19 protein-coding genes are annotated in these 23,509 nt (G+C 39.7%); 8 read left to right on the top strand and 11 right to left on the bottom strand.

Translation table 11 applies throughout. The features are described from left to right. Nucleotides 1–352 precede the first annotated feature (352 nt). Nucleotides 353–2,281, bottom strand: coding sequence for a 1-deoxy-D-xylulose-5-phosphate synthase (dxs, locus tag DSM08_RS18960; protein ID WP_149527605.1), 1,929 nt, complete (start codon nt 2,279–2,281; stop codon nt 353–355). Nucleotides 2,282–2,429: 148 nt separating this feature from the next. On the opposite strand from dxs, the gene DSM08_RS18955 reads away from it, so the two are divergent. After that, nucleotides 2,430–3,179, top strand: a complete 750-nt coding sequence (locus tag DSM08_RS18955) for a segregation and condensation protein A (protein ID WP_149527604.1) — start codon at nt 2,430–2,432, stop codon at nt 3,177–3,179. Here DSM08_RS18955 and DSM08_RS18950 read toward each other — a convergent pair. The 3 genes from DSM08_RS18950 to DSM08_RS18940 are packed head-to-tail and all read right to left on the bottom strand — an operon-like array spanning nt 3,176 to nt 5,913. Then, nucleotides 3,176–3,922 carry an enoyl-CoA hydratase-related protein gene (locus tag DSM08_RS18950; RefSeq protein ID WP_149527603.1) on the bottom strand — a complete coding sequence of 249 codons (747 nt, stop codon included), beginning with the start codon at nt 3,920–3,922 and terminating at the stop codon, nt 3,176–3,178. The two genes, DSM08_RS18955 and DSM08_RS18950, sit on opposite strands and share 4 nt — an antisense overlap. Further along, nucleotides 3,912–4,772 carry a beta/alpha barrel domain-containing protein gene (locus DSM08_RS18945; RefSeq protein WP_149527602.1) on the bottom strand — a complete coding sequence of 287 codons (861 nt, stop codon included), beginning with the start codon at nt 4,770–4,772 and terminating at the stop codon, nt 3,912–3,914. The genes DSM08_RS18950 and DSM08_RS18945 overlap by 11 nt, the downstream gene beginning before the upstream one ends. Continuing rightward, nucleotides 4,762–5,913, bottom strand: a complete 1,152-nt coding sequence (locus DSM08_RS18940; protein WP_149527601.1) for an acyl-CoA dehydrogenase family protein — start codon at nt 5,911–5,913, stop codon at nt 4,762–4,764. The genes DSM08_RS18945 and DSM08_RS18940 overlap by 11 nt, the downstream gene beginning before the upstream one ends. A gap of 136 nt (nt 5,914–6,049) precedes the next feature. Between DSM08_RS18940 and DSM08_RS18935 the strand changes: the two genes are divergently transcribed. Then, nucleotides 6,050–7,657 carry an acyl-CoA carboxylase subunit beta gene (locus DSM08_RS18935; RefSeq protein WP_149527600.1) on the top strand — a complete coding sequence of 536 codons (1,608 nt, stop codon included), beginning with the start codon at nt 6,050–6,052 and terminating at the stop codon, nt 7,655–7,657. 697 nt (nt 7,658–8,354) lie between these two features. On the opposite strand, the gene DSM08_RS18930 is transcribed toward DSM08_RS18935, so the two are convergent. The 3 genes from DSM08_RS18930 to nadA all read right to left on the bottom strand — a co-directional run bounded on the left by DSM08_RS18930 (nt 8,355) and on the right by nadA (nt 11,486). Beyond that, nucleotides 8,355–9,092 carry a LuxR C-terminal-related transcriptional regulator gene (locus tag DSM08_RS18930; RefSeq protein ID WP_149527599.1) on the bottom strand — a complete coding sequence of 246 codons (738 nt, stop codon included), beginning with the start codon at nt 9,090–9,092 and terminating at the stop codon, nt 8,355–8,357. Nucleotides 9,093–9,441: 349 nt separating this feature from the next. Beyond that, complete coding sequence (thiL, locus tag DSM08_RS18925) at nt 9,442–10,479, bottom strand: thiamine-phosphate kinase (protein ID WP_149527598.1); 1,038 nt, start codon at nt 10,477–10,479, stop codon at nt 9,442–9,444. Nucleotides 10,480–10,487: 8 nt separating this feature from the next. Beyond that, on the bottom strand, nt 10,488–11,486 hold the full coding sequence (nadA, locus tag DSM08_RS18920; RefSeq protein WP_149527597.1) for a quinolinate synthase NadA: 999 nt from the start codon (nt 11,484–11,486) through the stop codon (nt 10,488–10,490). Nucleotides 11,487–11,965: 479 nt separating this feature from the next. Between nadA and nadB the strand changes: the two genes are divergently transcribed. After that, nucleotides 11,966–13,558: an L-aspartate oxidase gene (gene nadB / locus DSM08_RS18915; RefSeq protein WP_149527596.1), complete on the top strand. Its 1,593-nt coding sequence runs from the start codon at nt 11,966–11,968 to the stop codon at nt 13,556–13,558. Nucleotides 13,559–13,573: 15 nt separating this feature from the next. Continuing rightward, nucleotides 13,574–14,092 carry a gamma carbonic anhydrase family protein gene (locus DSM08_RS18910; RefSeq protein WP_149527595.1) on the top strand — a complete coding sequence of 173 codons (519 nt, stop codon included), beginning with the start codon at nt 13,574–13,576 and terminating at the stop codon, nt 14,090–14,092. Here DSM08_RS18910 and DSM08_RS18905 read toward each other — a convergent pair. The 4 genes from DSM08_RS18905 to apaG all read right to left on the bottom strand — a co-directional run bounded on the left by DSM08_RS18905 (nt 14,089) and on the right by apaG (nt 20,118). Continuing rightward, nucleotides 14,089–15,651 carry an Ig-like domain-containing domain gene (locus tag DSM08_RS18905; RefSeq protein ID WP_246172368.1) on the bottom strand — a complete coding sequence of 521 codons (1,563 nt, stop codon included), beginning with the start codon at nt 15,649–15,651 and terminating at the stop codon, nt 14,089–14,091. The genes DSM08_RS18910 and DSM08_RS18905 overlap by 4 nt on opposite strands. Nucleotides 15,652–15,853: 202 nt before the next feature. Beyond that, nucleotides 15,854–17,713, bottom strand: coding sequence for a tRNA uridine-5-carboxymethylaminomethyl(34) synthesis enzyme MnmG (gene mnmG / locus DSM08_RS18900; RefSeq protein ID WP_149527593.1), 1,860 nt, complete (start codon nt 17,711–17,713; stop codon nt 15,854–15,856). Between the two features lie 73 nt (nt 17,714–17,786). Beyond that, the gene (locus tag DSM08_RS18895; RefSeq protein ID WP_149527592.1) at nt 17,787–19,634 is read right to left on the bottom strand and encodes an ABC-F family ATP-binding cassette domain-containing protein; all 1,848 of its coding nucleotides are present in this window, start codon (nt 19,632–19,634) and stop codon (nt 17,787–17,789) included. Between the two features lie 97 nt (nt 19,635–19,731). Continuing rightward, nucleotides 19,732–20,118, bottom strand: coding sequence for a Co2+/Mg2+ efflux protein ApaG (gene apaG / locus DSM08_RS18890; RefSeq protein WP_149527591.1), 387 nt, complete (start codon nt 20,116–20,118; stop codon nt 19,732–19,734). A 228-nt stretch (nt 20,119–20,346) separates the two neighbouring features. Here apaG and DSM08_RS18885 point away from each other — a divergent pair, with 228 nt between their 5' ends. The 4 genes from DSM08_RS18885 to DSM08_RS18870 all read left to right on the top strand — a co-directional run bounded on the left by DSM08_RS18885 (nt 20,347) and on the right by DSM08_RS18870 (nt 23,459). Further along, on the top strand, nt 20,347–21,060 hold the full coding sequence (locus DSM08_RS18885; RefSeq protein WP_149527590.1) for an SAM-dependent methyltransferase: 714 nt from the start codon (nt 20,347–20,349) through the stop codon (nt 21,058–21,060). 89 nt (nt 21,061–21,149) lie between these two features. Further along, the gene (locus DSM08_RS18880; RefSeq protein ID WP_149527589.1) at nt 21,150–21,635 is read left to right on the top strand and encodes a hypothetical protein; all 486 of its coding nucleotides are present in this window, start codon (nt 21,150–21,152) and stop codon (nt 21,633–21,635) included. Beyond that, entirely contained in the window at nt 21,625–22,722 is a 1,098-nt protein-coding gene (locus DSM08_RS18875; protein ID WP_149527588.1) for a Nif3-like dinuclear metal center hexameric protein, read from the top strand. Before DSM08_RS18880 ends, DSM08_RS18875 begins: the two co-directional genes overlap by 11 nt. Continuing rightward, nucleotides 22,722–23,459 carry a zinc ribbon domain-containing protein gene (locus tag DSM08_RS18870; protein ID WP_149527587.1) on the top strand — a complete coding sequence of 246 codons (738 nt, stop codon included), beginning with the start codon at nt 22,722–22,724 and terminating at the stop codon, nt 23,457–23,459. Before DSM08_RS18875 ends, DSM08_RS18870 begins: the two co-directional genes overlap by 1 nt. Nucleotides 23,460–23,509: the final 50 nt, after the last annotated feature.

The following is a 23,509-nucleotide window of genomic DNA, read 5'->3' as shown; positions in this document are numbered from 1 at the left end:
TCTATATTTGTTAATAACTTGATAACCAATAATTGACAAAAATTCTGTTCATAACTTTTGCCTACTACGAATATGACCATTTTTTTCTACCAAAAAAACTAATTTGGTAAAAAAATGTTAAATCACTTGTTTACAGTATCTTAATTGTAATTTTTAGGATTTAACAGGTTTAGAAATGAACACAAATTTAGTTTTCAACACCTTGAAAATACCGCTATCAAAATTCAATTTTTTAAAGGAAAAATTAAGTTTAAGTTTTTGAGTGTGGAAAACTTTTAATAAAAAAAGAAGCCGTATGGCTTCTCTCCTTTATTCTTTTAAAGTTTCTGTAAAACCTTATAAATGATAGCAATTATCCTACCAAACTTTCTGTCTTTATCCCCTTGGTTAATTTTCTGACCGCCGCTTCGATACCTGTAGCATCATAACCACAAATATGCCACAATTCCGCTTGTTCACCGTGCTCCACGATCGTATCCGGAATACCTAATCGGGTCACGTCAGCATCGTAATGATGCTCCACCATGAATTCCAATACGGCAGAACCAATACCGCCAGGAAGACATCCGTCTTCAACGGTAATAACTTTGTTGAATTTCTTAAATACTTCGTGCAGCATATCCACATCCAATGGCTTTGCGAAACGCAAATCGTAATGCGCCGGATGTATAGCATCTTCAGAAAGCTTCTGAATAGCCTTACTGGCTTCATTACCGATATGTCCAAAGGTCAAGATTGCAATATCTTCTCCATCACAGATCTTTCTACCCTTGCCGATAGGAATCTCCTTGAAAGGTAACTTCCAATCAGGCATAACTCCATTACCGCGCGGATAACGGATGACGAAAGGTCCTTTATCAGGCAGTTGGGAAGTGAACATCAAATTACGCAACTCTTCCTCATTCATTGGCGATGAAACCACTAGATTCGGAACACAGCGCATAAAAGAAATATCATAAGCCCCATGATGCGTAGGTCCATCCGCTCCCACTAAGCCCGCACGGTCTAAACAGAATACAACGTTTAAATTCTGTAAAGCAACATCATGTATCACCTGATCATAGGCGCGCTGCATAAAGGACGAATAGATATTACAAAAAGGAACCAATCCCTGTGCTGCCAAGCCGGCACTGAATGTAACAGCATGCTGTTCCGCAATACCCACATCGAAAGCTCTATTAGGCATTGCTTTCATCATAATATTCATCGAAGATCCACTCGGCATAGCCGGCGTGATCCCCATGATTTTATCGTTAGCCTCTGCCAATTCCACCAAGGTATGTCCGAAAACATCCTGATATTTCGGTGGCTGTGGTTTATCCGATATACTCTTCTTGATTTCTCCAGTAATTTTATCAAATAGACCCGGAGCATGCCATTTGGTCTGATCTTTCTCCGCTAAGGCATATCCTTTTCCCTTTACCGTAACAACGTGTAACAATTTCGGACCATTGATATGCTTTAAATCTTCAATGGTCTTCACCAATTTATTGACATCATGTCCGTCCACCGGTCCGAAATAACGGAAATTTAAAGATTCGAAAAGATTAGAATTCTTTAATAAAGTTCCTTTTATGCTTTGTTCTAGTTTCTTTGCCCATCCATAGGCATTTGGACCGTTTTTAGAGATCTTCGATAATACCGATACCAAATCATCACGGAACCGGTTATAGCTCTTAGAAGTCGTTATACTGGTCAAATACTCCTTCATTGCTCCAACATTCGGATCGATCGACATACAGTTGTCATTCAAGATGACCAATAGATTCGATTTCTCAATACCCGCATGATTTAAAGCTTCAAAAGCCATCCCACCCGTCAATGCGCCATCACCGATGATTGCCACATGCTGACGATCTGTTTCGCCCTTGTACTCTGAAGCAACCGCCATACCCAATGCTGCAGAAATCGATGTCGACGAGTGGCCTACGCCAAAAGCATCATATTCACTCTCCGAACGTTTCGGGAATCCCGATAAACCTCCGATAAGACGATTGGTATGAAAATTATCGCGACGACCAGTCAGGATCTTATGACCATAGGCTTGGTGCCCAACATCGAATAAAATCTGATCATAAGGAGTATTCAAGGCATAATGTAAGGCAACTGTCAATTCAACAACACCTAAACTTGCCGCAAAATGTCCACCATTGACCGATACAATATCGATAATGAATTGCCTAAGTTCTTTACAAACCTGCTCTAGGTCAGCTTCTTTTAAGTCTCTTAGATCTGCTGGATATTGTATTTTCTTTAGTAGCTCTCCTGCTTCTACCTGCATAACTTGAAAAATTTCAAAATAAGATACAAAGTAACAATTTATTCTTTTAACTGTGGTATATATATACAATTTTATCGAGCATATTGTTTTCTCCAATTCCGCAAAAATCGATAACATTCGGGATTAAATCCTTATTTTTGATCCTTCTATGGAGGCAACCAACTACGAAATTAAACTAGCCCAATTTGAGGGGCCATTTGATTTACTTCTCTTCTTTATCGAACGAGATGAATTGAATATACACGATATCCCCATCTCAAAAATAACCGATGATTTCCTAGCCTATATACAACATATGCAGGCGCTGAACATCGAACTGGCGAGTGAGTTTATCTTCGTTGCCTCTACGCTTATGCGTATCAAAGCCAAAATGTTATTGCCTCGTCCGGAGCTTGATGAAAATGAGAACGAAGTCGACCTGAAAAAGGAACTTGTTCAAAAACTATTGCTCTACAAGCAGTTCAAGGAAGTAACAGAAGAACTTAAAGTGATGGAAGAGTCGCGTTCTATGCATTTCCAACGCGGTAATATCGCACAAGACCTCAAGATTGCCTCAAAATCTATCCGCAATACAGAAGAAGAACTTTCTTCCTTTACGCTCTACCGCCTAATGATAGTGTACGAAAGGATGATGTACAATTATACCCATCGGATTCAGGAAGTAAAACATACGGTCGTTAAGTACCCTTATACCATCGAGCAGCAAAAGAAAGCTATTTCTGAACTTATAGAACTAAATAAAACCTTGGATTTCTCGGCAATTGCCAAGCACTCGGAAAATAAAGTACAGTTTGTTTATAATTTCTTAGCGGTACTGGAGATGTTGCAACAAAAGTTACTGGATATCGAAATTGGCTTGGGATACAATAACTTCTTTATCAATAAAAAAGTTTCTTAATCTTTCTTAAGCTGATCAGCAATTTGCTTTTTGACCTCTTCTTTATCTCTAAGTTTAGATAAACAGGTCAACAAGTAGTCGTACTGTCCCTTTGAATCCATTCCTCTGATCGCTTTCATGGCTTCCATTCCAGCTTGCAGAGCATAAGTGTTTTTATTCTCGAAAGAAGCAATCAAATCGCGCAAACGCTCATCCACTAAATAATCGTCGACAATGCCGTATTCCTTTGCCGTGGAGGTAGTAAACGGTTCGCCATCTAAACAAAGCTGCAAGGCTTTCTTTTCGGGCATTACGCGGACTAAGCTCGCCAATACCTGAAACGGAAAAATACCTAAATTAACTTCCGGAAGCTTAAAATTTAAGTTTTCTTTAGCCAAAACATACGTACAACCCAAGATAAACAAAAAGCCACCGGCGATAACATCACCCTCAACCACAGCAATCGACGGCTTGTTCAAACGGTCAAACACCTCACCTAGTGAGATAGTCCGATTGGTAATTTCAGGATTCTGTTGATCTAAGCTTGGATCTTGATAGGTCTTTAAATCCATACCCGCACAAAATACCGGACCATTTGCACGAACGACAACCACTTTCACACGATCATCTGCATCCGCTTCCGCCAGGGCATGAGCAATCTCATTGACCATCGTCGGTGTAAAAGCATTACGCTTCGCCTCACGATTCAGTGTAAGCGAGAAAATATAACCATCAACGTTTGTTTGAATGTAATTATAGTTCATTGCGAATCAAATCTTGAAAACCAAACATCAATTGCTGCACCTGCTCGTAAGACCCCTTATTAAAGCGGTCTACCAACAATTCCGTAGGAATATTGCCTACTAATTCGTCTTTCGCAAACGGACAGCCACCATAGCCTAATATCGCTCCCTCAAAACGTCGACAACCAGCATCGTAAGCTGCATTCACTTTAAGCAATGCACTTTCGATTTGGCTATGCAAATGAATGCTGAAGGAGTTATCGGGAAAATCAGTTCCTAATTTTCTAAACAATTCACCCACGGATTCAGGCGTAGCTTCTGCCGTCGTATCTGCAATAGAAAAATTGCTTACGCCAGCTTCTTGCAACTTACCAATCCAGTCGCTTACCAAATCCATGCTCCAGTCATCCCCATAAGGATTACCGAACGCCATCGAGATGTAAACAACCAGCTCTTGGCTACCTGCTTTATTTAAAATATCCAGGATGCCCTGCACATTCACATAAGCTTCCTGGATACTTGAATTCGTATTATTCTGTTGAAAGGTCTCCGAAATAGAAAACGGAAAACCCAAATAATCAATTTGTTGATGCTCAGCCCCAATTTGAGCGCCTCGTTGATTCGCTATAATAGCCAATAACTTAACCTGCTCATCTTTTTCCAATCCTTCCAATACTTCTTTTGTGTCTGCCATTTGCGGAACCGCTTTAGGAGAAACAAAACTGCCAAAGTCTATACAATCAAACAGTTTACTCTTTATCAACTGATTGATATATTGAATCTTGCGTTTCGTATGGATAGGATATTTTATCCCCTGGATCGCATCCCGAGGACAATCCACTAAGCTTACAAAAGGATTATTATTCGACATCTTTTTTAATTTCTCTAGCAATAACCATACGTTGGATCGAGCTTGTTCCCTCACCAATCGTACATAACTTCGCATCTCTAAAGTATTTCTCCGCCGGGAAATCCTTGGTGAATCCATAACCACCTAAGATCTGTACCCCTTCGTTCGATACTTCAACTGCGGTTTCCGAAGCAAATAACTTCGCCATAGCACCTTCACGAGTCACCTTCTTGCCTTGATCTTTTAATAGACCAGCTTTACGGATCAATAGCTCCGAAGCTTCAATCTTCGTCGCCATATCTGCTAATGTAAAGCCTACAGCTTGAAAATCAAAAATTTTAGAGTTGAATTGTTCGCGCTCATTCGCATATTTCAAAGCACATTCGTAAGCACCACGTGCAATACCTAATGATAACGCCGCGATAGAAATACGTCCGCCATCTAATAATTTCAATGCCTGCACAAAACCATCACCGATCTCGCCGATCAATTGGTCCTTGTGGATACGACAGTTATCGAAGAATAAAGATCCAGTTTCCGATGCACGCATCCCTAACTTATCCATCTTCGCACCAGCTGTAAATCCTGGCGTTCCTTTTTCAATAATAAATGCTGAAATGCCTTTTTTATCACCTTTCTCACCTGTACGAGCCATCACCACGGCCACATCACCGCTAATCGCATGCGTAATAAAGGTTTTATCACCGTTCAAAACGAAGTAATCTCCGTCAACAACGGCTGTAGTGTTCATACCGCCAGCATCGGATCCCGATCCTGGTTCTGTTAAGCCCCATGCACCAATCCACTCACCGCTAGCCAGCTTCGGCAAGTAACGTTGTTTTTGCTCTTCGTTCGCAAAAGACAAGATATGATTTGTACATAATGAATTATGCGCAGCTACCGATAGGCCGATAGATCCACACACTTTAGAAATTTCGTCAAGAATAGTGATGTATTCCTGGTAGCTTAAGCCGGAACCACCGTACTGCTCAGGTACGACGATACCCATGAAGCCGTGCTCTCCCAATTTTTTAAATACGTCGATAGGGAAGGTTTGGGCTTGATCCCACTCCATCACGTACGGCTTAATGTAATTGACGGCAAAATTTCTAGCGCTTTCTTTGACCAGCATTAACTGCTCGTCCGAACTAACTTGAAACATAATATTATTTTATTTTAGTTTATATTTGGGTTTAAATATTTTTTACAAAGATTATAAAAAACAAATAATATTTTATGATATTTATAAAATAAAGTTTTTTTGACCAGTTTAAATTTACATTATTTTAATAACCAATATGCACACTTTAATTAATGAACTTCAGAAAAAGAGGGAGACTTTGCTATTAGGTGGAGGCTTAGATAAGATCCAAAAACAACGTAAAAAAGGGAAGATGTCGGCGTGGGAGCGCGTTATTTACCTGTTGGATGAAAACAGACCTTATACCGAAATAGGGATCTTTGCTGGAGAAGGACAATACAAGGAACATGGCGGATGCCCAAATGGCGGAGTCGTAGTTGTGATGGGCTATGTAAAGGATAGATTATGTATTGTTGTATCAAATGACGCAACGGTAAAAGCCGGAGCCTGGTTCCCCATTACTTGTAAAAAGAACCTGAGAGCGCAGGAAATTGCAATGGAAAATAACCTTCCTATCATTTATCTTGTTGACTCTGCCGGTGTGTATTTACCGATGCAGGATGAAATCTTTCCGGATAAGGAACATTTCGGCCGTATCTTCCGTAACAATGCGAAGATATCTGCGATGGGAATTCCACAGATCGCTGCGATCATGGGTTCCTGCGTAGCAGGGGGCGCATATTTACCGATCATGTCCGATTATGCACTTATCGTTGAAGGTACTGGTTCGGTCTTCTTAGCGGGTTCATACTTGGTCAAATCGTCCATCGGCGAAAATATTGATAATGAAACTTTAGGCGGAGCAGCTACGCATTCCGAAATATCAGGCGTAACAGACAATAAATATCCGAATGATGAATCCTGCTTAGATGCCATCAAGAATATTGTGGATAAGTTCGGAGCTAGCCCAAAAGCGTTGTTCTCCAGAGTGGAATCTATTGCTCCGGAATACTCTGTAGATCAACTATACAATTACTTTCCTGAAGACCGCTTGAAGCCTTACAATATGCTGGAGGTTTTGAAAAGCATTGTGGATAAAGACAGTCTAGAGGAGTATAAAAAAGACTATGGAAAGACTTTAATTTGCGCCTTAGCACGTATTGATGGTTGGGCGGTCGGTATCGTGGCAAATCAACGCGAAGTAGTAAAAGCCAAGAAACCGGGCAACTCCACCGAGATGCAGATGGGTGGAGTAATCTACTCGGATTCGGCCGACAAAGCAGCACGTTTTATCATGAACTGCAACCAACAAAAGATTCCTTTGGTCTTCTTCCAAGACATCTCCGGTTTTATGGTAGGCTCCAGAGCGGAGCATGGCGGTATCATTAAAGACGGCGCAAAAATGGTCAATGCAATGGCAAACTCCGTCGTACCGAAGTTCACCTTTATGGTCGGCAATAGTTACGGAGCTGGTAACTACGCGATGTGCGGAAAAGCCTACGACCCACGCTTGATCTATGCATGGCCGACAGCAAAAATAGCCGTAATGAGCGGTGCATCTGCCGGCAAAACCTTATTACAAATACAGGAAGCTACCCTAAAATCTAAAAATGTCACGCTTAGCGAAGAGGAAAAAACTAAGCTGCTAAAAGATATCGAAGAAAAATATAATGAACAATTAAGCCCATATTATGCAGCCTCCCGACTATGGGTAGACGGCGTAATCGACCCGGCAGAAACTCGGAAAATAATCTCCATGGGAATCGAAGCAGCAACCAATAATCCAAATATCCCAGACTATAAAGTAGGTGTTATTCAGACGTGATTAAATATTAGATTTTAGATATAAGATATTAGAGTATGGAGCCGATTAGGCTCCATTTTTTTGTGCTGCCTGAGGGGTTGCATTTTGGTATTTGGTTTGGATAAGTGTTGTTTTGAATACCAGGAAAGGAAGGATGGAAGGATGAGCAGGATCGGGTCTAAAATTTAATATCTAATGTCTGTCCTGAACCAGGAAAAAAAGGATGAAAGGATTGGCAGGATCGGGGTCTAATGTCTATTATCTAAAGTCTATAGTTCATCTTTTAGTCAAGCACATTTCATTCCCATTTATCACCCAATTCATAGCCCTTCTGAAGCAGCTTTGATTGGGGGTTGTATTGGGTTTGAAAGGGTTTTACAATGGGATTGAGTAATAGTTGATATTAAGACTTATCGTTGCCTTTCATTGGGAAGGAAGCGGATTAGGATTTTCAGGATGGAATCGTCTTAGACCAGAAAAAAAAGGATGAAAGGATGGGCAAGATCGGGTTTTACGTCGAATAAATGGATGGATTGTATTTTTAAAGAGACATTTAGTGAAACGTTCCGACACGGTTCGTCAGAATCAAGAAAGATTAAAAGATTAGCAAGATTCTGTTCATCCTTGCATCCTTCCTTTCCTGGTTCAGACATAGTAGTTACTATTTAGTAGTTAATATGAAGACCTATGCTGCCATCCATACTCTAATAGCTAACCTCTAAATCAACTTCAAGGCTTTCACCTTTTTCAATAAATCGATGGTATTATCACATTCTGTTTTGTTGAGTAGATTCTTGCGGTGGGTTCTAACAGTGTGTATACTGATGAATAATTTTTTTGCTATCTGTTCGGACTTATAAGCCTGATCCAATAACTGCAGAATCTCTATCTCTCGCTTCGTGAGTTGAAACGATGGGGCTGGAGTAAGTACATTCTCTTCTTTTACATGATAGACTGATTCTAGGCCTTTGATATCGATAAAATGAAGATCACATTCCAGACTCGTTTTAATAGTCGTAATATCTATGTGCTGTATCAATGTCTTTAATACACAGACGTCATTCAGTTCATAGGCAACTGTCTGTTGCATTACACGGATATAGCTTCCTGACTTTTTTCTTATACGGTAATCATGGACAATTTTGAAGCGTGTCTGCTTTTCTAATGGAGTATTTAAACAGAATTTTAGTGCTAATTTTTCGTGCGAAATAAAGGTAGGAAGATCATCTGGGTGAATAATAGCTATGAAATCTTCCATGGTAAAACTGTTGGTATCATAACCCAATACGCGGCTAAAGTCCTCCGAAAAAGACAATATCTTGGTATTCTCGCAATCTAAAATGAAGAAATAGCTATCTAGTTTAAGAGCTATATTTTCATTAAATAAACGATCACCTTGCTCGCTCAGCTCCGCCAATAAAGATTCAGCAGATTTAACTAATTCCTTCCAGCTCAATAGTTAATAATTTGGTTTCCAAATATAGTAAAAGTATTTAGTAGTTAGATATGCGATATAAGATGTAAGACATTAGACACGAACCGGCTCATTAAATCTCTTGTCTGAACCAGGAAAGGAAGGATGAAAGGATTGTCAAGATAAGAAAGAGTGCTAATCGTATTGTTTTGAACCAGGAAAAAAAGAATGAAAGGATGACCTTGATCCTGCTTATCCTAAAATCCTTCCTTTCTTGGTTCAAAACAAACTTTCCTTCCTTTCCTAGTTCAAACAACCCCTAAATCAACAAAAAGAAAGGCGCCTAATCGGCGCCCTGCTCTAATATCTAATGTCTAATATCTAAAATCTACTAAGAAAAAGCATTCCAACCTTGTGCTTTCAGCTCATGCACATTTCCTGACTTAGAAATCAGTTGACGGCCGGCAGATTCTTCGGTCATATAACCGATAATCGAGATATCTAGTTGATTTTTAACCTTGTCGTATTCGCTTTGCGGTACTGTAAAGAGCAATTCGTAGTCTTCACCCCCACTAAGTGCGCAAACCGTTGGGTCTAATCCGAACTCACGAGCTGTCTCGTAAGTCATCGGGTCGATAGGAATTTTTTCTTCGTACAGTTTGCAGCCTAATTTTGAGGCATCACAAATATGGAATAGATCGGAAGCTAGACCATCTGATACGTCGATCATCGCATTAGGTTTCACGTTTAAATGGCGGAATAATTCCACCACATCACGACGTGCCTCTGGTTTTAATTGGCGCTCGACGATGTAGTCTTTACCTTCCAGATCTGGCTGTATATTAGGGTTTTCTAAGAAAATCTGCTTTTCTCTTTCCAATAATTGCAGACCTACATAAGCACCACCAAGATCACCTGATACACAGATAAGATCGCCTTCTTTTGCGCCAGAGCGTAAAGCAACCTGATCTTCATCAGCGTATCCAATACTGGTTACCGAGATTACTAATCCTTGAGCTGAAGTGGAAGTGTCGCCACCGATAAGATCGACATTGTATTTTTCGCAGGCAATCAATGCCCCTTGGTACAATTCTTCGATGGCTTCCAATGGAAATTTAGATGATAAACCTATGGAAATAGTCACTTGTGACGCTATACCGTTCATCGCATAGATATCACTAAGATTTACTTGTACTGCCTTGTATCCTAAGTGTTTAAGAGGTACGTAGCGAAGGTCGAAATGTACATTTTCCAAGAGTAAATCCGTGGATATCAAGGTCTTTTTACCTTTGAAATCTAATACTGCAGCATCGTCGCCAATGCCTTTCTCTGAGGATTCATTCTTTAACTCGATTTGGCTCGTCAGGTGTTTGATCAATCCGAACTCACCAAGCTCATTAAGGTTTGTCTTATCTTTATTATCGAACATATTTTATCTTATAGACCTAGTTTTGCTGATATCTCTAACATACGCTCGATTGGTTTTTGCGCACGAGCGATAATATCTTCTGAAAGAACAATCTCCGGTTGTTCGTAGTACAGACAGTTATACAGCTTCTCTAGGGTATTTAATTTCATGTGAGGACAGTCATTACATGCACACAGGTTGTTTGGAGGTGCAGGAATGAATGTTTTTGAAGGGCTAGCCTTCTGCATTTGATGCAAAATACCAGACTCCGTCGCAACGATGTAAGTATCCGTAGGATCTTCAATCGTATATTTCAACATTCCCGATGTAGATCCGATATAGTCAGCTTGTGCTAAGATATGGTCTTCACATTCTGGATGTGCAATAAACTTCGCGTTAGGATATTCTAATCTTAGTGCATCAATTTTTTCTTGTGAGAAAATCTCATGTACCATGCAAGCGCCATTCCATAGTACCAAATCTCTGCCTGTTTTCTTCTTGACGTAGTCGCCTAAGTTGCGATCCGGGCCAAAGATGATCTTTTGATCCGCTGGCAGACTTTCAACAATCTGTACCGCATTACTTGAGGTGCAAACAATGTCTGAAAGTGCCTTTAGCTCCGCTGTACAATTCACATAGGTGATAACCAGGTGATCTGGATATTTCTCTTTGAATTTAGCGAATAAATGCGGTGGACAACTATCTGATAATGAGCATCCTGCTTTTAGATCAGGGAGCAATACCTTTTTCGAGGGTGATAGAATCTTGGCTGTTTCGGCCATGAAATGCACACCGGCAAAAACAATCATATCTGCACCCGTCTTCGCAGCCTGTTGAGATAAGCCTAAGCTATCTCCGATATAGTCTGCAAGGTCTTGAATTTCAGAATCTTGGTAGTAATGTGCCAGAATAACTGCATTCTTTTCTTTTTTCAATCTATTGATCTCAGCGACTAAATCAATCGTCGGGTCAATATCCACATCAATAAATCCTTTTGCAGATAGGTCTTGTTCAAAAGTAGTGTTCATTTGCTTTTCTAAGTAAACTGATTTATTTGACTCATCAATAGCACAAAAGTAAACAAAGAAATTCAAACGAAATCCACATTCCCTTTTTTCAATAAATTATAATGTTTTATATAAAAGAGAATCTTGTTGTTTATTAGTGTGTGGATAATGGGGATAAGTTTGTGATTTTTGATTTTATTTCTTCGTTATTCTATGTTTTTCCACAATTTATCCACAGTTTTCAACCCTTTAAGTGCTGATTTTCAATTCTTATTTTTTTCAGGGTTTATTTTTTCCATATTTTATTGTTCATTTTATTTCTGTTGGGATTTGTTAATATACGTAACACATTCTCTTAATATTTTGGTAATATTTGTGTGTAAAACCTGTGGATTGTGGATTAATAAATAGTTTTCATTTTTAATTCACTTCTTATTTACATGTTTTGCACATTATTTGTTAATTTGTTGATTCCTAATTAGAATAATAGTTGATTATAGATGCTTGATAGAAAAGTAGATTTTTTAGTAGTCGGTTCAGGTATTGCAGGACTAAGTTTTGCATTGAAGGCTGCGGATCTTGGAAAGGTGCTCATCGTGACGAAAGCCAATGAGGATGAGTCGAATACGAAATATGCGCAGGGTGGAGTGGCCGTGGTCACGGATGAAACTGACAGTTTTGAGAAGCATATTCAAGATACATTAATAGCGGGAGATGGTTTATGTGATTCACAAGTTGTGGAAAACGTGGTGAAAGAAGGGCCGGACCGCATTGCTGAGCTGATTGCGTATGGAACTTCTTTTGATAAAGAGGACTCCGGTGAGTATGATCTTGCGAAAGAGGGTGGGCATTCTATGCATAGGATCCTTCATTATAAGGACATTACGGGTTATGAGATTGAGCGTGCATTATTAGCTAAGATTCACGCGCATCCGAATATTGAGATATTAACACATTACTTTGCTGTGGATTTGATTACGCAGCACCACTTAGGTGAACATGTGGATAAACGTTCTGATAATATTACTTGTTATGGTATTTACGCGTTAAATACGCGTACAAAGAATGTGGAAAAAGTGTTAGCAAAGGTAACATTAATGGCCACAGGGGGTGCTGGACACGTTTATTCATCCACAACGAATCCCACAATTGCTACCGGCGATGGAATAGCGATGGTGTTCCGTGCGAAAGGTAAGGTTCGGAATATGGAGTTTATTCAGTTCCATCCGACGGCTTTGTACAATCCTCGGGAATATCCGGCTTTTTTGATATCGGAAGCTGTGCGAGGTTTCGGCGGTGTGTTGCGTCGTGTGAATGGTGATTCCTTTATGGAGGAGTATGACGAACGCGCTTCTTTAGCGCCACGTGATATCGTTGCTAGAGCAATTGATGCGGAGATGAAGAAATCTGGACTAGATTACGTGTATTTGGATATAACACATCGATCGAAGGCGGATATTCTTTCGCATTTCCCTAATATTTATGAGAAATGTTTATCCGTAGGTTTAGATATGACGAAGGATTATATTCCGGTTTCGCCAGCAGCTCATTATTTATGTGGGGGGATTATGGTTGATGAGTTTGGGGCTACTTCGATCAAGAATTTATATGCCTGCGGAGAATGCTCTTCTACAGGCTTACATGGTGCTAATCGTTTGGCATCCAACTCGTTACTTGAGGCGGCTGTGTATGCGCATCGTATTTTCCAAAATGCAAGCGAAGTCTTTCCTAGTTTGGATTTCCAAGAGGGGATTCCTTCCTGGGATGAGTCTAACACCGCTTTATCCAATGAAGATATATTAGTAACACATAATCTACGTGAAACACAGAAACTGATGAGTGATTATGTGGGGATTGTTCGTTCGGATTTCCGTTTAGAAAGAGCGATGCGTCGTCTTGGCTTGTTGCATGAGGAGACGGAGTCGTTCTATAAGAACACGAGATTATCTGTAAAACTTTGCGAGCTTCGGAATGTAATTCAGGTAGCCTTTTTAGTAGTAAAATCAGCTACGCTTCGTAAGGAAAGCCGTGGTTTGCATTATACGACCGATTATCCTCAGCATGCTGATGAATTGAAAGACACTGTTTTATAGTATTTTAGATAGCTTATGGCGACGATATTACCTGTACTGGATAAATACCCTACTTTTGGTGAAGAATGCTTTATAGCGCCTAATTCGACTATTGTTGGCGATGTTTCTATTTCGGATCATTGTTCAGTATGGTTCAACGCTGTTATTCGTGGCGATGTGAATTATATCAAGATTGGGGCTTACTCAAATATTCAGGATAATGTTACTATACATGGGACCTATCAGAAGAATGGAACAGATATAGGTAACTACGTTAATATTGGTCATAACGCTATTGTACACGGTTGTCGCATAGATGATTATGCGTTGATTGGTATGGGTGCTATTGTAATGGATAGAGCACATGTACAGTCAAACGTCATTATCGCTGCCGGCGCTGTTGTATTAGAAAATATGGTTTGCGAATCTGGCTATCTATATGCCGGTGTACCCGCTAAAAAGATCAAGCTGCTCACAGAGGAGCAGCTTGATCTTTTAAAACGTCTTCCGCACAATTACGTGCTTTATAGTTCCTGGTTTACCGATCAGGATTAGTTTTCATCAAATTTAACGTCGATCGTCTCATTTTGTTCCCAGTTAGCTCGGATCGTAAATGTGCGATCTAGATACCAGATACGTTCTTGTTTAGTTCTGGTATAGACATCTCCGGTATCCCATTTGCCATTGTTATTGCTGTCTTCAATAATACGGATACTGTATTTTCCACCATTGAATTTGATATAGGATAGCTTGTTTGTTCCACTGAGAACCCGTTTGTCGAATATATTTTCTTTTTTCTCATCTATTAATTCAATGATATAGCTTTTGGCTGTGTCTAATCCATTGAATGTGAGAATGATATCTCCATAGTTTTCCGTTTCATTCAGCGTAAATTGTAGTTTTGATTCCTTATTGAATTCATCGAATGGACCTAAGATGGCCTTCTCTTGCAGTACAATTTCGTAGTTTCGATTTGGTCGCCAGTTAAAGCGAATATGATACATTTCCTTGTCGATACTATCTTGTTGGAGTTGGAAATTTCGACGTGAAACAGAGTCCTCATTTAGGATGATTTTGTTCTTATCGACCGAGGCAATAGGATAGTTGGAACGTAGTTCGATGTGCTTTACGCGATCTACTTTGTTCGTGATATTGAATTTTGGTTCTATTATACGTTCTGTTTTTAGATTTCGAGGCTTACGGAATTTGATGGTATCCATTACTTCGCCTGCTTCGGATAATTCTATATTCAATGAATCGATTTCAACAGATTCCAAATACATTCTTGCTGTATCGACTGTTTCATTGAAGCGAACCAATTTATTTGCGTCTAGATCTGCCGGGGTAATAATCCTTAATTCAGGATCTTCTAAGGTCCTATTAAAGGTTAGGAAAATACTACCGTCTTTTTCCATTTTCTTGTCCAGGTTCCGTAAGATAGAAGCTTTTCCTTTGGTGTATTCCAAATGTACGTTGTGTATGTTGCTGGTTAATACTAAACTGTCCTGTAAGAAGCCTATCCATTCATCCGGGCCATTGAATATCTTATCGTTATTTTGTTCCTTGATGGCATAGATACGATAAGTGTCTTCACGGAGGTTGTGAAATTGGAAGTTTCCAGATGAATCTACAGCTGTATAATAGGATGCTTTTCGTTTTCCAAAAATGCTGTCGCGGCTGGTCGGGATGAGGATGACATTAACATCTTTGTCTTCTGAATAATCAAAAGTCTTTTTGTAACCATTCATCACTTTACCGGTGATCGATAGGGAGTCGAGTTGATTGCCCGTTGCGAATACATAAGTATAGTTGGGTAGGGGATTACCTTCATTGTAATCTACCAAGCCCTTACCGAAGTTGATCGTATAAGTCGTGTTAGCTTCTAGGGAATCTGGAAGAACAATATGTAAGTTCTTTTTCTTGATTTTATAAATGGGTTGAGTTTCGACATCTGGTGAGATGGTGAACTCTTTCTGCTGATTCGTTATTTTAATGTATTCATCAAATGTTAAAACGATTTCTTTGTTTTTGAAATTTTTCGTTAGGTTGGCCGGAGATTCATTCAATACTTTTGGTGGTAAGGAATCTTTTGGGCCGCCCGTTGGACGTTGCATGTTTGCACATTGAAAAAAGCTAAAGCTGATGACTATTAAAACTAATAAAAATGGCCATTTTGTGATTAAGGCTATTTTTAAGCGATTTAAAGAGTTTTTATCTTTTTTGGAATCAGAAGTCATAAATTTTATTTTATTCGTTTATATCGCTTTATATTAAGTGTTTATTTTTTTTATAGTTAATATATTGATAATCAGTATATTAACTCATATGTACCATTAAAACACTAATATCGGCCGGCGAAACTCCTGAAATTCGTGAAGCTTGGCCCAATGTTCTTGGTTTCACTTTCAGTAGTTTTTGACGTGCTTCAATGGAGAGGGAAGTTAGCGAATTATAATCAAAGTCAGGATTGATTTCTTTGTCTTCCATCTTTTTCATTTTATTCACGATCTCCATTTCTTTCTCGAAGTAGCTTTCGTATTTTACTTTGATCTCTGCTTGCTCGATCGTTTCTTCGTCGAACTGGCTTAAGTAAGTACGTAGTTCTTCGTCGGCTTTCGCTAAGTCCTTGATCTCGATTTGTGGTCTGCTAAGGATGTTGAAGAGTCTAGTTTTTTGTGTCAATAGACTAGAACCTTTGTCTGCTAGAACGGGATTCATCGTTTCTGTAGATACGGAGTTCGTTCTGAAGTAATCTACGATGTCGTCTGAGTTTTTTACTTTTTCATTTACAATGGCTAATCTTTCGTCGGACACTAATCCTAATTTATGAGCGATCGGGGTAAGGCGGATGTCGGCATTATCTTGACGTAATAGTAATCTGTGTTCCGCGCGCGATGTAAACATTCGGTATGGTTCTTCCGTACCTTTTGTCACAAGGTCATCGATCAATACACCGATATAAGACTCCGATCTTTTTAAGATCAATTCATGAAGATCATTTATTCTTTGGTGCGCATTGATACCAGCTACGAATCCTTGAGCTGCCGCTTCTTCGTATCCTGTCGTTCCGTTAATTTGGCCTGCAAAGAATAGATGTTTCACGTGCAACGTTTCTAATGTTAGGTCAAGTTGCATCGGAGGGAAGAAGTCATATTCGATGGCATATCCTGGTCTGTACATCTTCGCATTTTCAAATCCTGGGATTAGTTGTAATGCTTTTAGTTGTACGTCCTCTGGTAAAGAGGTGGAGAATCCGTTGACATATATTTCTACTGTTCGGAATCCTTCAGGTTCTACAAAGATCTGATGTCTTTCACGCTCTGCGAATCTGTTGATTTTATCTTCAATCGAAGGACAATATCTCGGACCTAATCCTTTGATGCGGCCGGTGAACATTGGTGATTTCTCGAAGCCTGTTTTCAAAACTTCGTGTACTTCGGCATTCGTATAGGTGATCCAACAGCAGCGTTGTTCTGTTGGAACATCGACTTTCGTATAAGAAAATCTACCTCTTTTTTCATCGCCCCATTGTTCTTCCATTAAGGAGTAGTTTAGGCTTCGACCGTCGACGCGTGGGGGAGTACCGGTTTTCATTCTTCCGGACTCGAAGCCTAAGGATACTAATTGTTCTGTTAATCCCGTTGCTGCTTTTTCTCCTGTTCTACCACCGCCAAATTTCTTTTCTCCGACGTGTATTACTCCATTTAGGAATGTTCCGTTTGTTAATACGACTGCGTCTGCTTCGATACGAATTCCCATCGATGTGATGACTCCTTTAGCTCTACCGTTTTCAACGATTACCTCTTTTACGGTGTCTTGCCACATATCTAAATTAGGTAGAGATTCTAATTGCCATCTCCATTCTTCTGCAAAACGCATTCTGTCGTTCTGTGTTCTGGGGCTCCACATGGCTGGTCCTTTTGATAAGTTAAGCATACGAAATTGTATGGTTGACTTATCTGCAATGATACCAGTGTATCCACCCATGGCGTCAATCTCTCTAACGATCTGTCCTTTCGCTACTCCGCCGATAGCGGGGTTACAACTCATCTGTGCGATAACACCCATGTTCATGGTGATGAGCAACACAGACGATCCTAAGTTAGCAGCTGCCGCTGCCGCCTCACATCCGGCATGGCCGGCTCCAACTACGATGACGTTATATTTTTTAAACATATTTATATTTTCTGTTCCACGTGGAACGAAGTTTTATTACCCGTTGTTTTAATCTATTGTTTCACGTGGAACCTTATGCAAATTCTGCAAGGGTTAACCAACGTTCGCTTTTCGCATCAAGCGATTCTTTATGCTTTTCTATTTCTTCTGCTATCTTTTGTAACTCGACGTGATCGGTTGTATTCGATAGGGTAATGGTTAGCTCGGCTATCTGCTCTTCCAATTCGGCGATTTCTGTCTCTAGGGATTCAAATTCGCGCTGCTCTTTATAGCTTAGTTTTTGCTTCTTTTCGATAACTGGCTTCGGTTTTTCGACTTTCTTCTCGACCTTTTTGTTAAGCACTTCTTGTTCCAATTTGAAGTCGGCGTAATTACCGTTGTATATTACAACTTCTCCATCGCCCGTAAATATGAAGAGTTGATCTGTCAGCTTGTCTAATAAGTAACGATCGTGGGATACTAAGATGAGTATACCGGGATACTGTTCTAAGAAATCTTCCAACACATTCAAGGTATCGATATCGAGATCGTTGGATGGCTCATCGAGAATGAGGAAGTTCGGGTTAGCCATTAACACGCGCATCAGCTGTAGTCGCTTTCTTTCCCCACCGCTTAGTTTGTTGACTAATCCGAATTGCTTCTCTGGTGGAAATAAGAATTTAGTTAGGAGCTGGGATGCCGTAATGACTTCTCCATTCTTCATTTCGATGAAGTCCGCAATATTTTTAACAACATCCAGGACGCGTTCATCGGATCTTGCCTGTAAACCTTCCTGTTTGTAATAACCGTATTTCGTAGTTTCGCCTACATCAATTTTTCCTTGGGTAGGAGAGAGAGCACCGGTGATCAAATTTAAAAATGTCGTCTTCCCACTTCCGTTCTTTCCTGCTAGACCAATACGGTCCCCCTTCTTGAACGTATAGGTGAAGGAGTTGATGATAGTCTTATCTGCTACGGCAAATCCGACTTCCTCCAACTCTAATATTTTATTTCCTTGACGAGATACTTTGACACTTAGTTCAACCTGATCCTTCTGTCTTGGCCCTTTCGATCGTTCTTCCAGATCATAGAAAGATTCTATTCTCGCCTTCGCTTTTGTACCTCGAGCTTGTGGCTGACGGCGCATCCAATCTAGCTCTTTACGCCATAGATTGCGAGCTTTATCTGCAGCTAGAATATCATTCGCTTCGCGCTCTGCTTTCTTCTCCAGGAAGTATGCATAGCTGCCCTTATACAGATAGATACTGCCCTTGTCGAGCTCTCTAATTTCCGTACAGATATTATCTAAGAAGTACCTATCGTGAGAGACGAGGAGCACCGTTTTGCTTCCGGTTGTGAGTAACTTTTCTAACCACTCGATGGTTTCAATATCCAAGTGGTTGGTAGGCTCATCCAGTATATAAATGTCCGGTTCGTCGATTAGAAGCTTCGCTAGAGCTAGGCGTTTCTTCTGCCCACCACTCAGTGACTCAATCTTTTGATTAAAGTTTTTGATCTGAAATCTATTGAGAATAGTTTTGATATTATTCTCATATTCCCAAGCATTTAATGCGGTGAGTTTGTCTGTTAAATCTTGAAATTTTTTGGAGTTAACATCTTGATTATCAATCATTTCCTCGTATTCCTTAATGAGCTGTTGTTGCTCATTTTCAGCCGAATAGATAAAATCATTGATAGTTTTAAGATCCGAGAAATCGGGATCTTGTGGGAGATAACCCACGCGTAATCCTTTTTCTTTTACCACACGACCTTTGTTGGGAATAACCGTTTCGGCTAATATTTTTAATAGGGTAGATTTTCCTGTTCCATTGATTCCGACCAATGCTACCCGATCTCCTTTCTGCAATGCAAAATGTAAATCAGTAAATAGCCACTTATCGTTATAGGAATGGCTAACTTGTTCTGTGCTTAGTATACTCACCTGCTGTGTTGACGTAATTATCCAAGCACAAAATTATTAAATATTTATAAAAGTACTCTCTATTAATGAAAAGTAGACAGAGGGCTGACCTTTGCTGTTAGTTCAAACGGTAGCTTGCAATAAGATTAAATCGTGGGATGTGGACATGGAAGATGGAGTTGTCCAACTGTCTGAGCATCTCGTAATATCCCTCCATAAAGCCTAAGTCTGTCTTTAGATTACATCCGGAGACATATTGGTGGACTTCTCCAGGTTGGAGCACAGGTTGCTCACCAACAACACCTTCGCCGTCGACTTGCTTTGTATCACCGTTGGAGTCAAAGATATTCCAATGTCTGCGCATAAGCTGTACGGTATATTCGCTCGTATTTTCTATTGTAATACGGTACGCAAACATGAAGTGCTCATTCTCTGGATTGGAGTATTCTGATTGATAAATCGCTTCAACCGATATTTTTACGCCTGATGTGGTTTGTGTCGCCATTTCAGTCAAATATATTAAAACTTATAATTCAGACAAATATAATCATGCGATGGTTTGAAAATAGTATATTTTTCTACATTTATTTTACATAAGTAATTGGAGGATAGCGCTTAGCTCACACAGCTATAGCCTCTGGTTTGTTGAGCGAAGACAGTAAACATGCGCAAAAAGGGGTAATAAATTGTAGTTCCTAAGAGTTTTGAAACTTTAAATAAGTAGGTTTGCATTATGGCAAAAGGAACCCTTTATTTAATACCCGTACCGCTAGCAGAGCAGGCGGAGAAAGCCTCGTATACCCTATTTCATCTAGAATTAATCAACCACATCAAGGAGTATATCGTAGAAAATGAAAAGACGGCAAGGAAATTTCTGAAGGAAGCCGGACTGAAGACTCCGCAAAATCAACTGCTGATTCATGATTATGGAAAACATGCTCGAGATAAGGTAAATTATCAGGAGCTTTTTGCCGCTGCATTGAAAGGTGAAGATGTAGGATTGATGTCAGAAGCGGGTTGCCCTGGTGTAGCGGATCCGGGTGCTGATGTGGTATTTGAGGCACACAAGCGCGGGATTAAGGTGGTTCCTCTGGTAGGGCCAAGTTCTATTCTTTTGTCGCTGATGGCATCCGGTTTTAATGGGCAGAACTTTTGCTTCCTTGGCTATTTACCTATTGATAAAGGAGCTAGAACGAAAAAGATAAAAGATATTGAACAGGAAAGCGCAAGAGAAAAAAGAACACAGATTTTTATCGAGACTCCGTTCAGAAATAATCAGCTATTATCGGAGCTTTTAAAGACAGCAAAGCCACAAACGAAACTGTGTATCGCATGTAATATCACGGCGGACGACGAGTATATCTATACGCAGACTATAGAAAAGTGGCGAAATCAGCCGATAGATTTGCATAAAAAACCATGCATATTCCTATTATTTGCTGGCTAATTTTAATAAGTACATCCATAAAAGTCGATTTAACGGTATCTTTTGTATCTTTATTGGAGTCAATTTTCAATTTGAGTAATAGTAAATAAATGCCCGAAATATTATCCCCTGAAGTTTTAGCAGATTTTCAACGTTTAGCGATCATTTTCTTTATCCTTATCTTATTGGTTTGGATACTATTCGCCAATACCGTCAGAAATACCCTTAAGCTCATTTCTAAAGAGAATCAAGCTATTCTTCCAAATCAGGCATGGTTTCTAGTGATACCATTCTTCAATATATATTGGAACTTCGAAGTGGCTCGGCGTTTATCCTATTCCCTTAATAATGAGTTTTATGATCGTAAGATTGCCGTAGAAGAAAACCCTTCTATGGGCGCTGGAATGACCTTTGCATGGTCTTTTCTAATATACAATCTCCCTTTTCCTATTTTTTGGAAAATGTTGAGCATGATTGTGAGCCTGGTCTATTTCGTTACTTATTGGTTCAAAATCAATCAGTATAGATCGCTATTGCTTGCGCATGATAAATGGAAGGAACAGCAATTAAATAATCAGACGGAAGATGAAAATTAAAGATATTACATCCTATTTGGAGCAAATTGCTCCTTTGAATTATCAAGAGAGTTATGATAATTCTGGCCTTATCGTCGGAAACCCAGAGCAGGAAATTGATAAAGCATTAATTTCACTAGATTGTACAGAAGCTGTTGTCGATGATGCAATTGCAAAAGGATGTGGTTTGATCATATCCCATCATCCCATCGTCTTCTCTGGATTGAAGAAACTAACTGGTAAAAACTATGTCGAGCGAACGGTAATTAAAGCAATTAAGAATAATATCGCCTTATACGCTATCCACACGAACCTGGATAATATTGAAGGTGGGGTAAGCTCGATGATGGCAGATCGATTAGGTCTTCAGAATCAGGCGGTGTTGAGACCAAAAGCAGGTCTTTTGAAAAAATTAGTGGTCTACGTTCCCAGAGCAGATGTCGATGCCGTGAGAGAGGCTATCTTCGAAGCCGGTGCAGGGCACATAGGAGATTACGACCAATGTAGTTATAATACTGCAGGTTATGGAACATTCAGACCATTAGAAGGAGCCAACCCTACTATAGGGGAGGTAGGTTCGCAGGAACGCGTTGAGGAAACGAAAATTGAAGTAATTTTCCCTGTGCAGCTTGAACGCCAGATACTAGTAGCGATGTTTGCTTCGCATCCTTATGAAGAAGTGGCTTATCATATCATTAACTTGGAAAATACGCACTCTTACGTCGGATCGGGAGCAATCGGTAACTTAGCACACCCGATGAGTGAGCGAGATTTCTTGGCTTATCTGAAAGATAAATTCAATTTGCAAGTCATACGACATACAGCAACTCAAGGAAAGAATATCAGCCGAGTAGCACTCTGTGGAGGTGCCGGCGGCTTCTTATTAAATGACGCCATACGTTCGGGCGCTGATATCTTTATCACAGCAGATTATAAATATCATGAGTTTTTTGATGCAGAAGGTAAAATAGTAATCGCCGATATTGGACATTTTGAAAGTGAACAATTTACACAAGAATTATTATTGGATATAATTCGGAAAAAATTTGCTAACTTTGCTGTCCTATTGACGGAAATAGACACAAATCCAATAAAATACTACAGTTAATGGAACAAACCGTAGAACAAAAACTAAAAGCATTGTGGGCTTGGCAATCAGTTCAAACCCAAATCGATAAAATTCGCCAAGTACGTGGCGAGTTACCTATTGAGGTAGCTGACCTAGAAGACGAAATCGCGGGTCTAGATACACGTATTGAAAAAATTCGTAATGAATTAGACGAATTAGAGGATTCAATTGTGAAGCGCAAGAATATGATCAAAGATTCGCAAGCAGCGATCAAGAAATATGAAGCGCAACTGAACGAAGTAAAAAACAATCGTGAATATGACGCAATCTCTAAGGAGATTGAAATCCAAGGATTAGAAATTCAAGTTTGTGAAAAGCGTATTCGTGAAGCGGAGTTCGAAATCAAGAACAAAACTGAATCTTACGATGCTACTTTGAAAAACGTAGAGTTCAGCAAAGGGGAATTGGATGCGAAAAAACAAGAACTAGATACCATTACTTCTGAAACTCAGAAAGAAGAAGATCAGTTATTTGCTGAAGTTCAAGCTGCTGAAAAGAACATTGAAGACCGCTTATTGAAAGTAACGAACAAACTTCGTAACTCTTTCCGCAACGGACTAGCAGTTGTTTTCATTGAGCGTGATAGCTGTTCAGGATGTCACAACAAGATTCCACCTCAATTGCAATCAGAGATTCGTCAGCGTAAGAAAATCATCATTTGCGAGCACTGTGGTCGTATTTTGGTTGATGAAGAAATTGCTAACGGAGAAGGTTAGTACCTTATTTAAATTAAAATATTGCAAAGCCGGACATTGTCTGGCTTTTT

Source organism: Sphingobacterium hotanense, from assembly GCF_008274825.1.
GTDB lineage: Bacteria > Bacteroidota > Bacteroidia > Sphingobacteriales > Sphingobacteriaceae > Sphingobacterium > Sphingobacterium hotanense.
The sequence above is the reverse complement of the archived record's forward strand: the minus strand, read 5'-3'. Positions and strand labels throughout refer to the sequence as shown.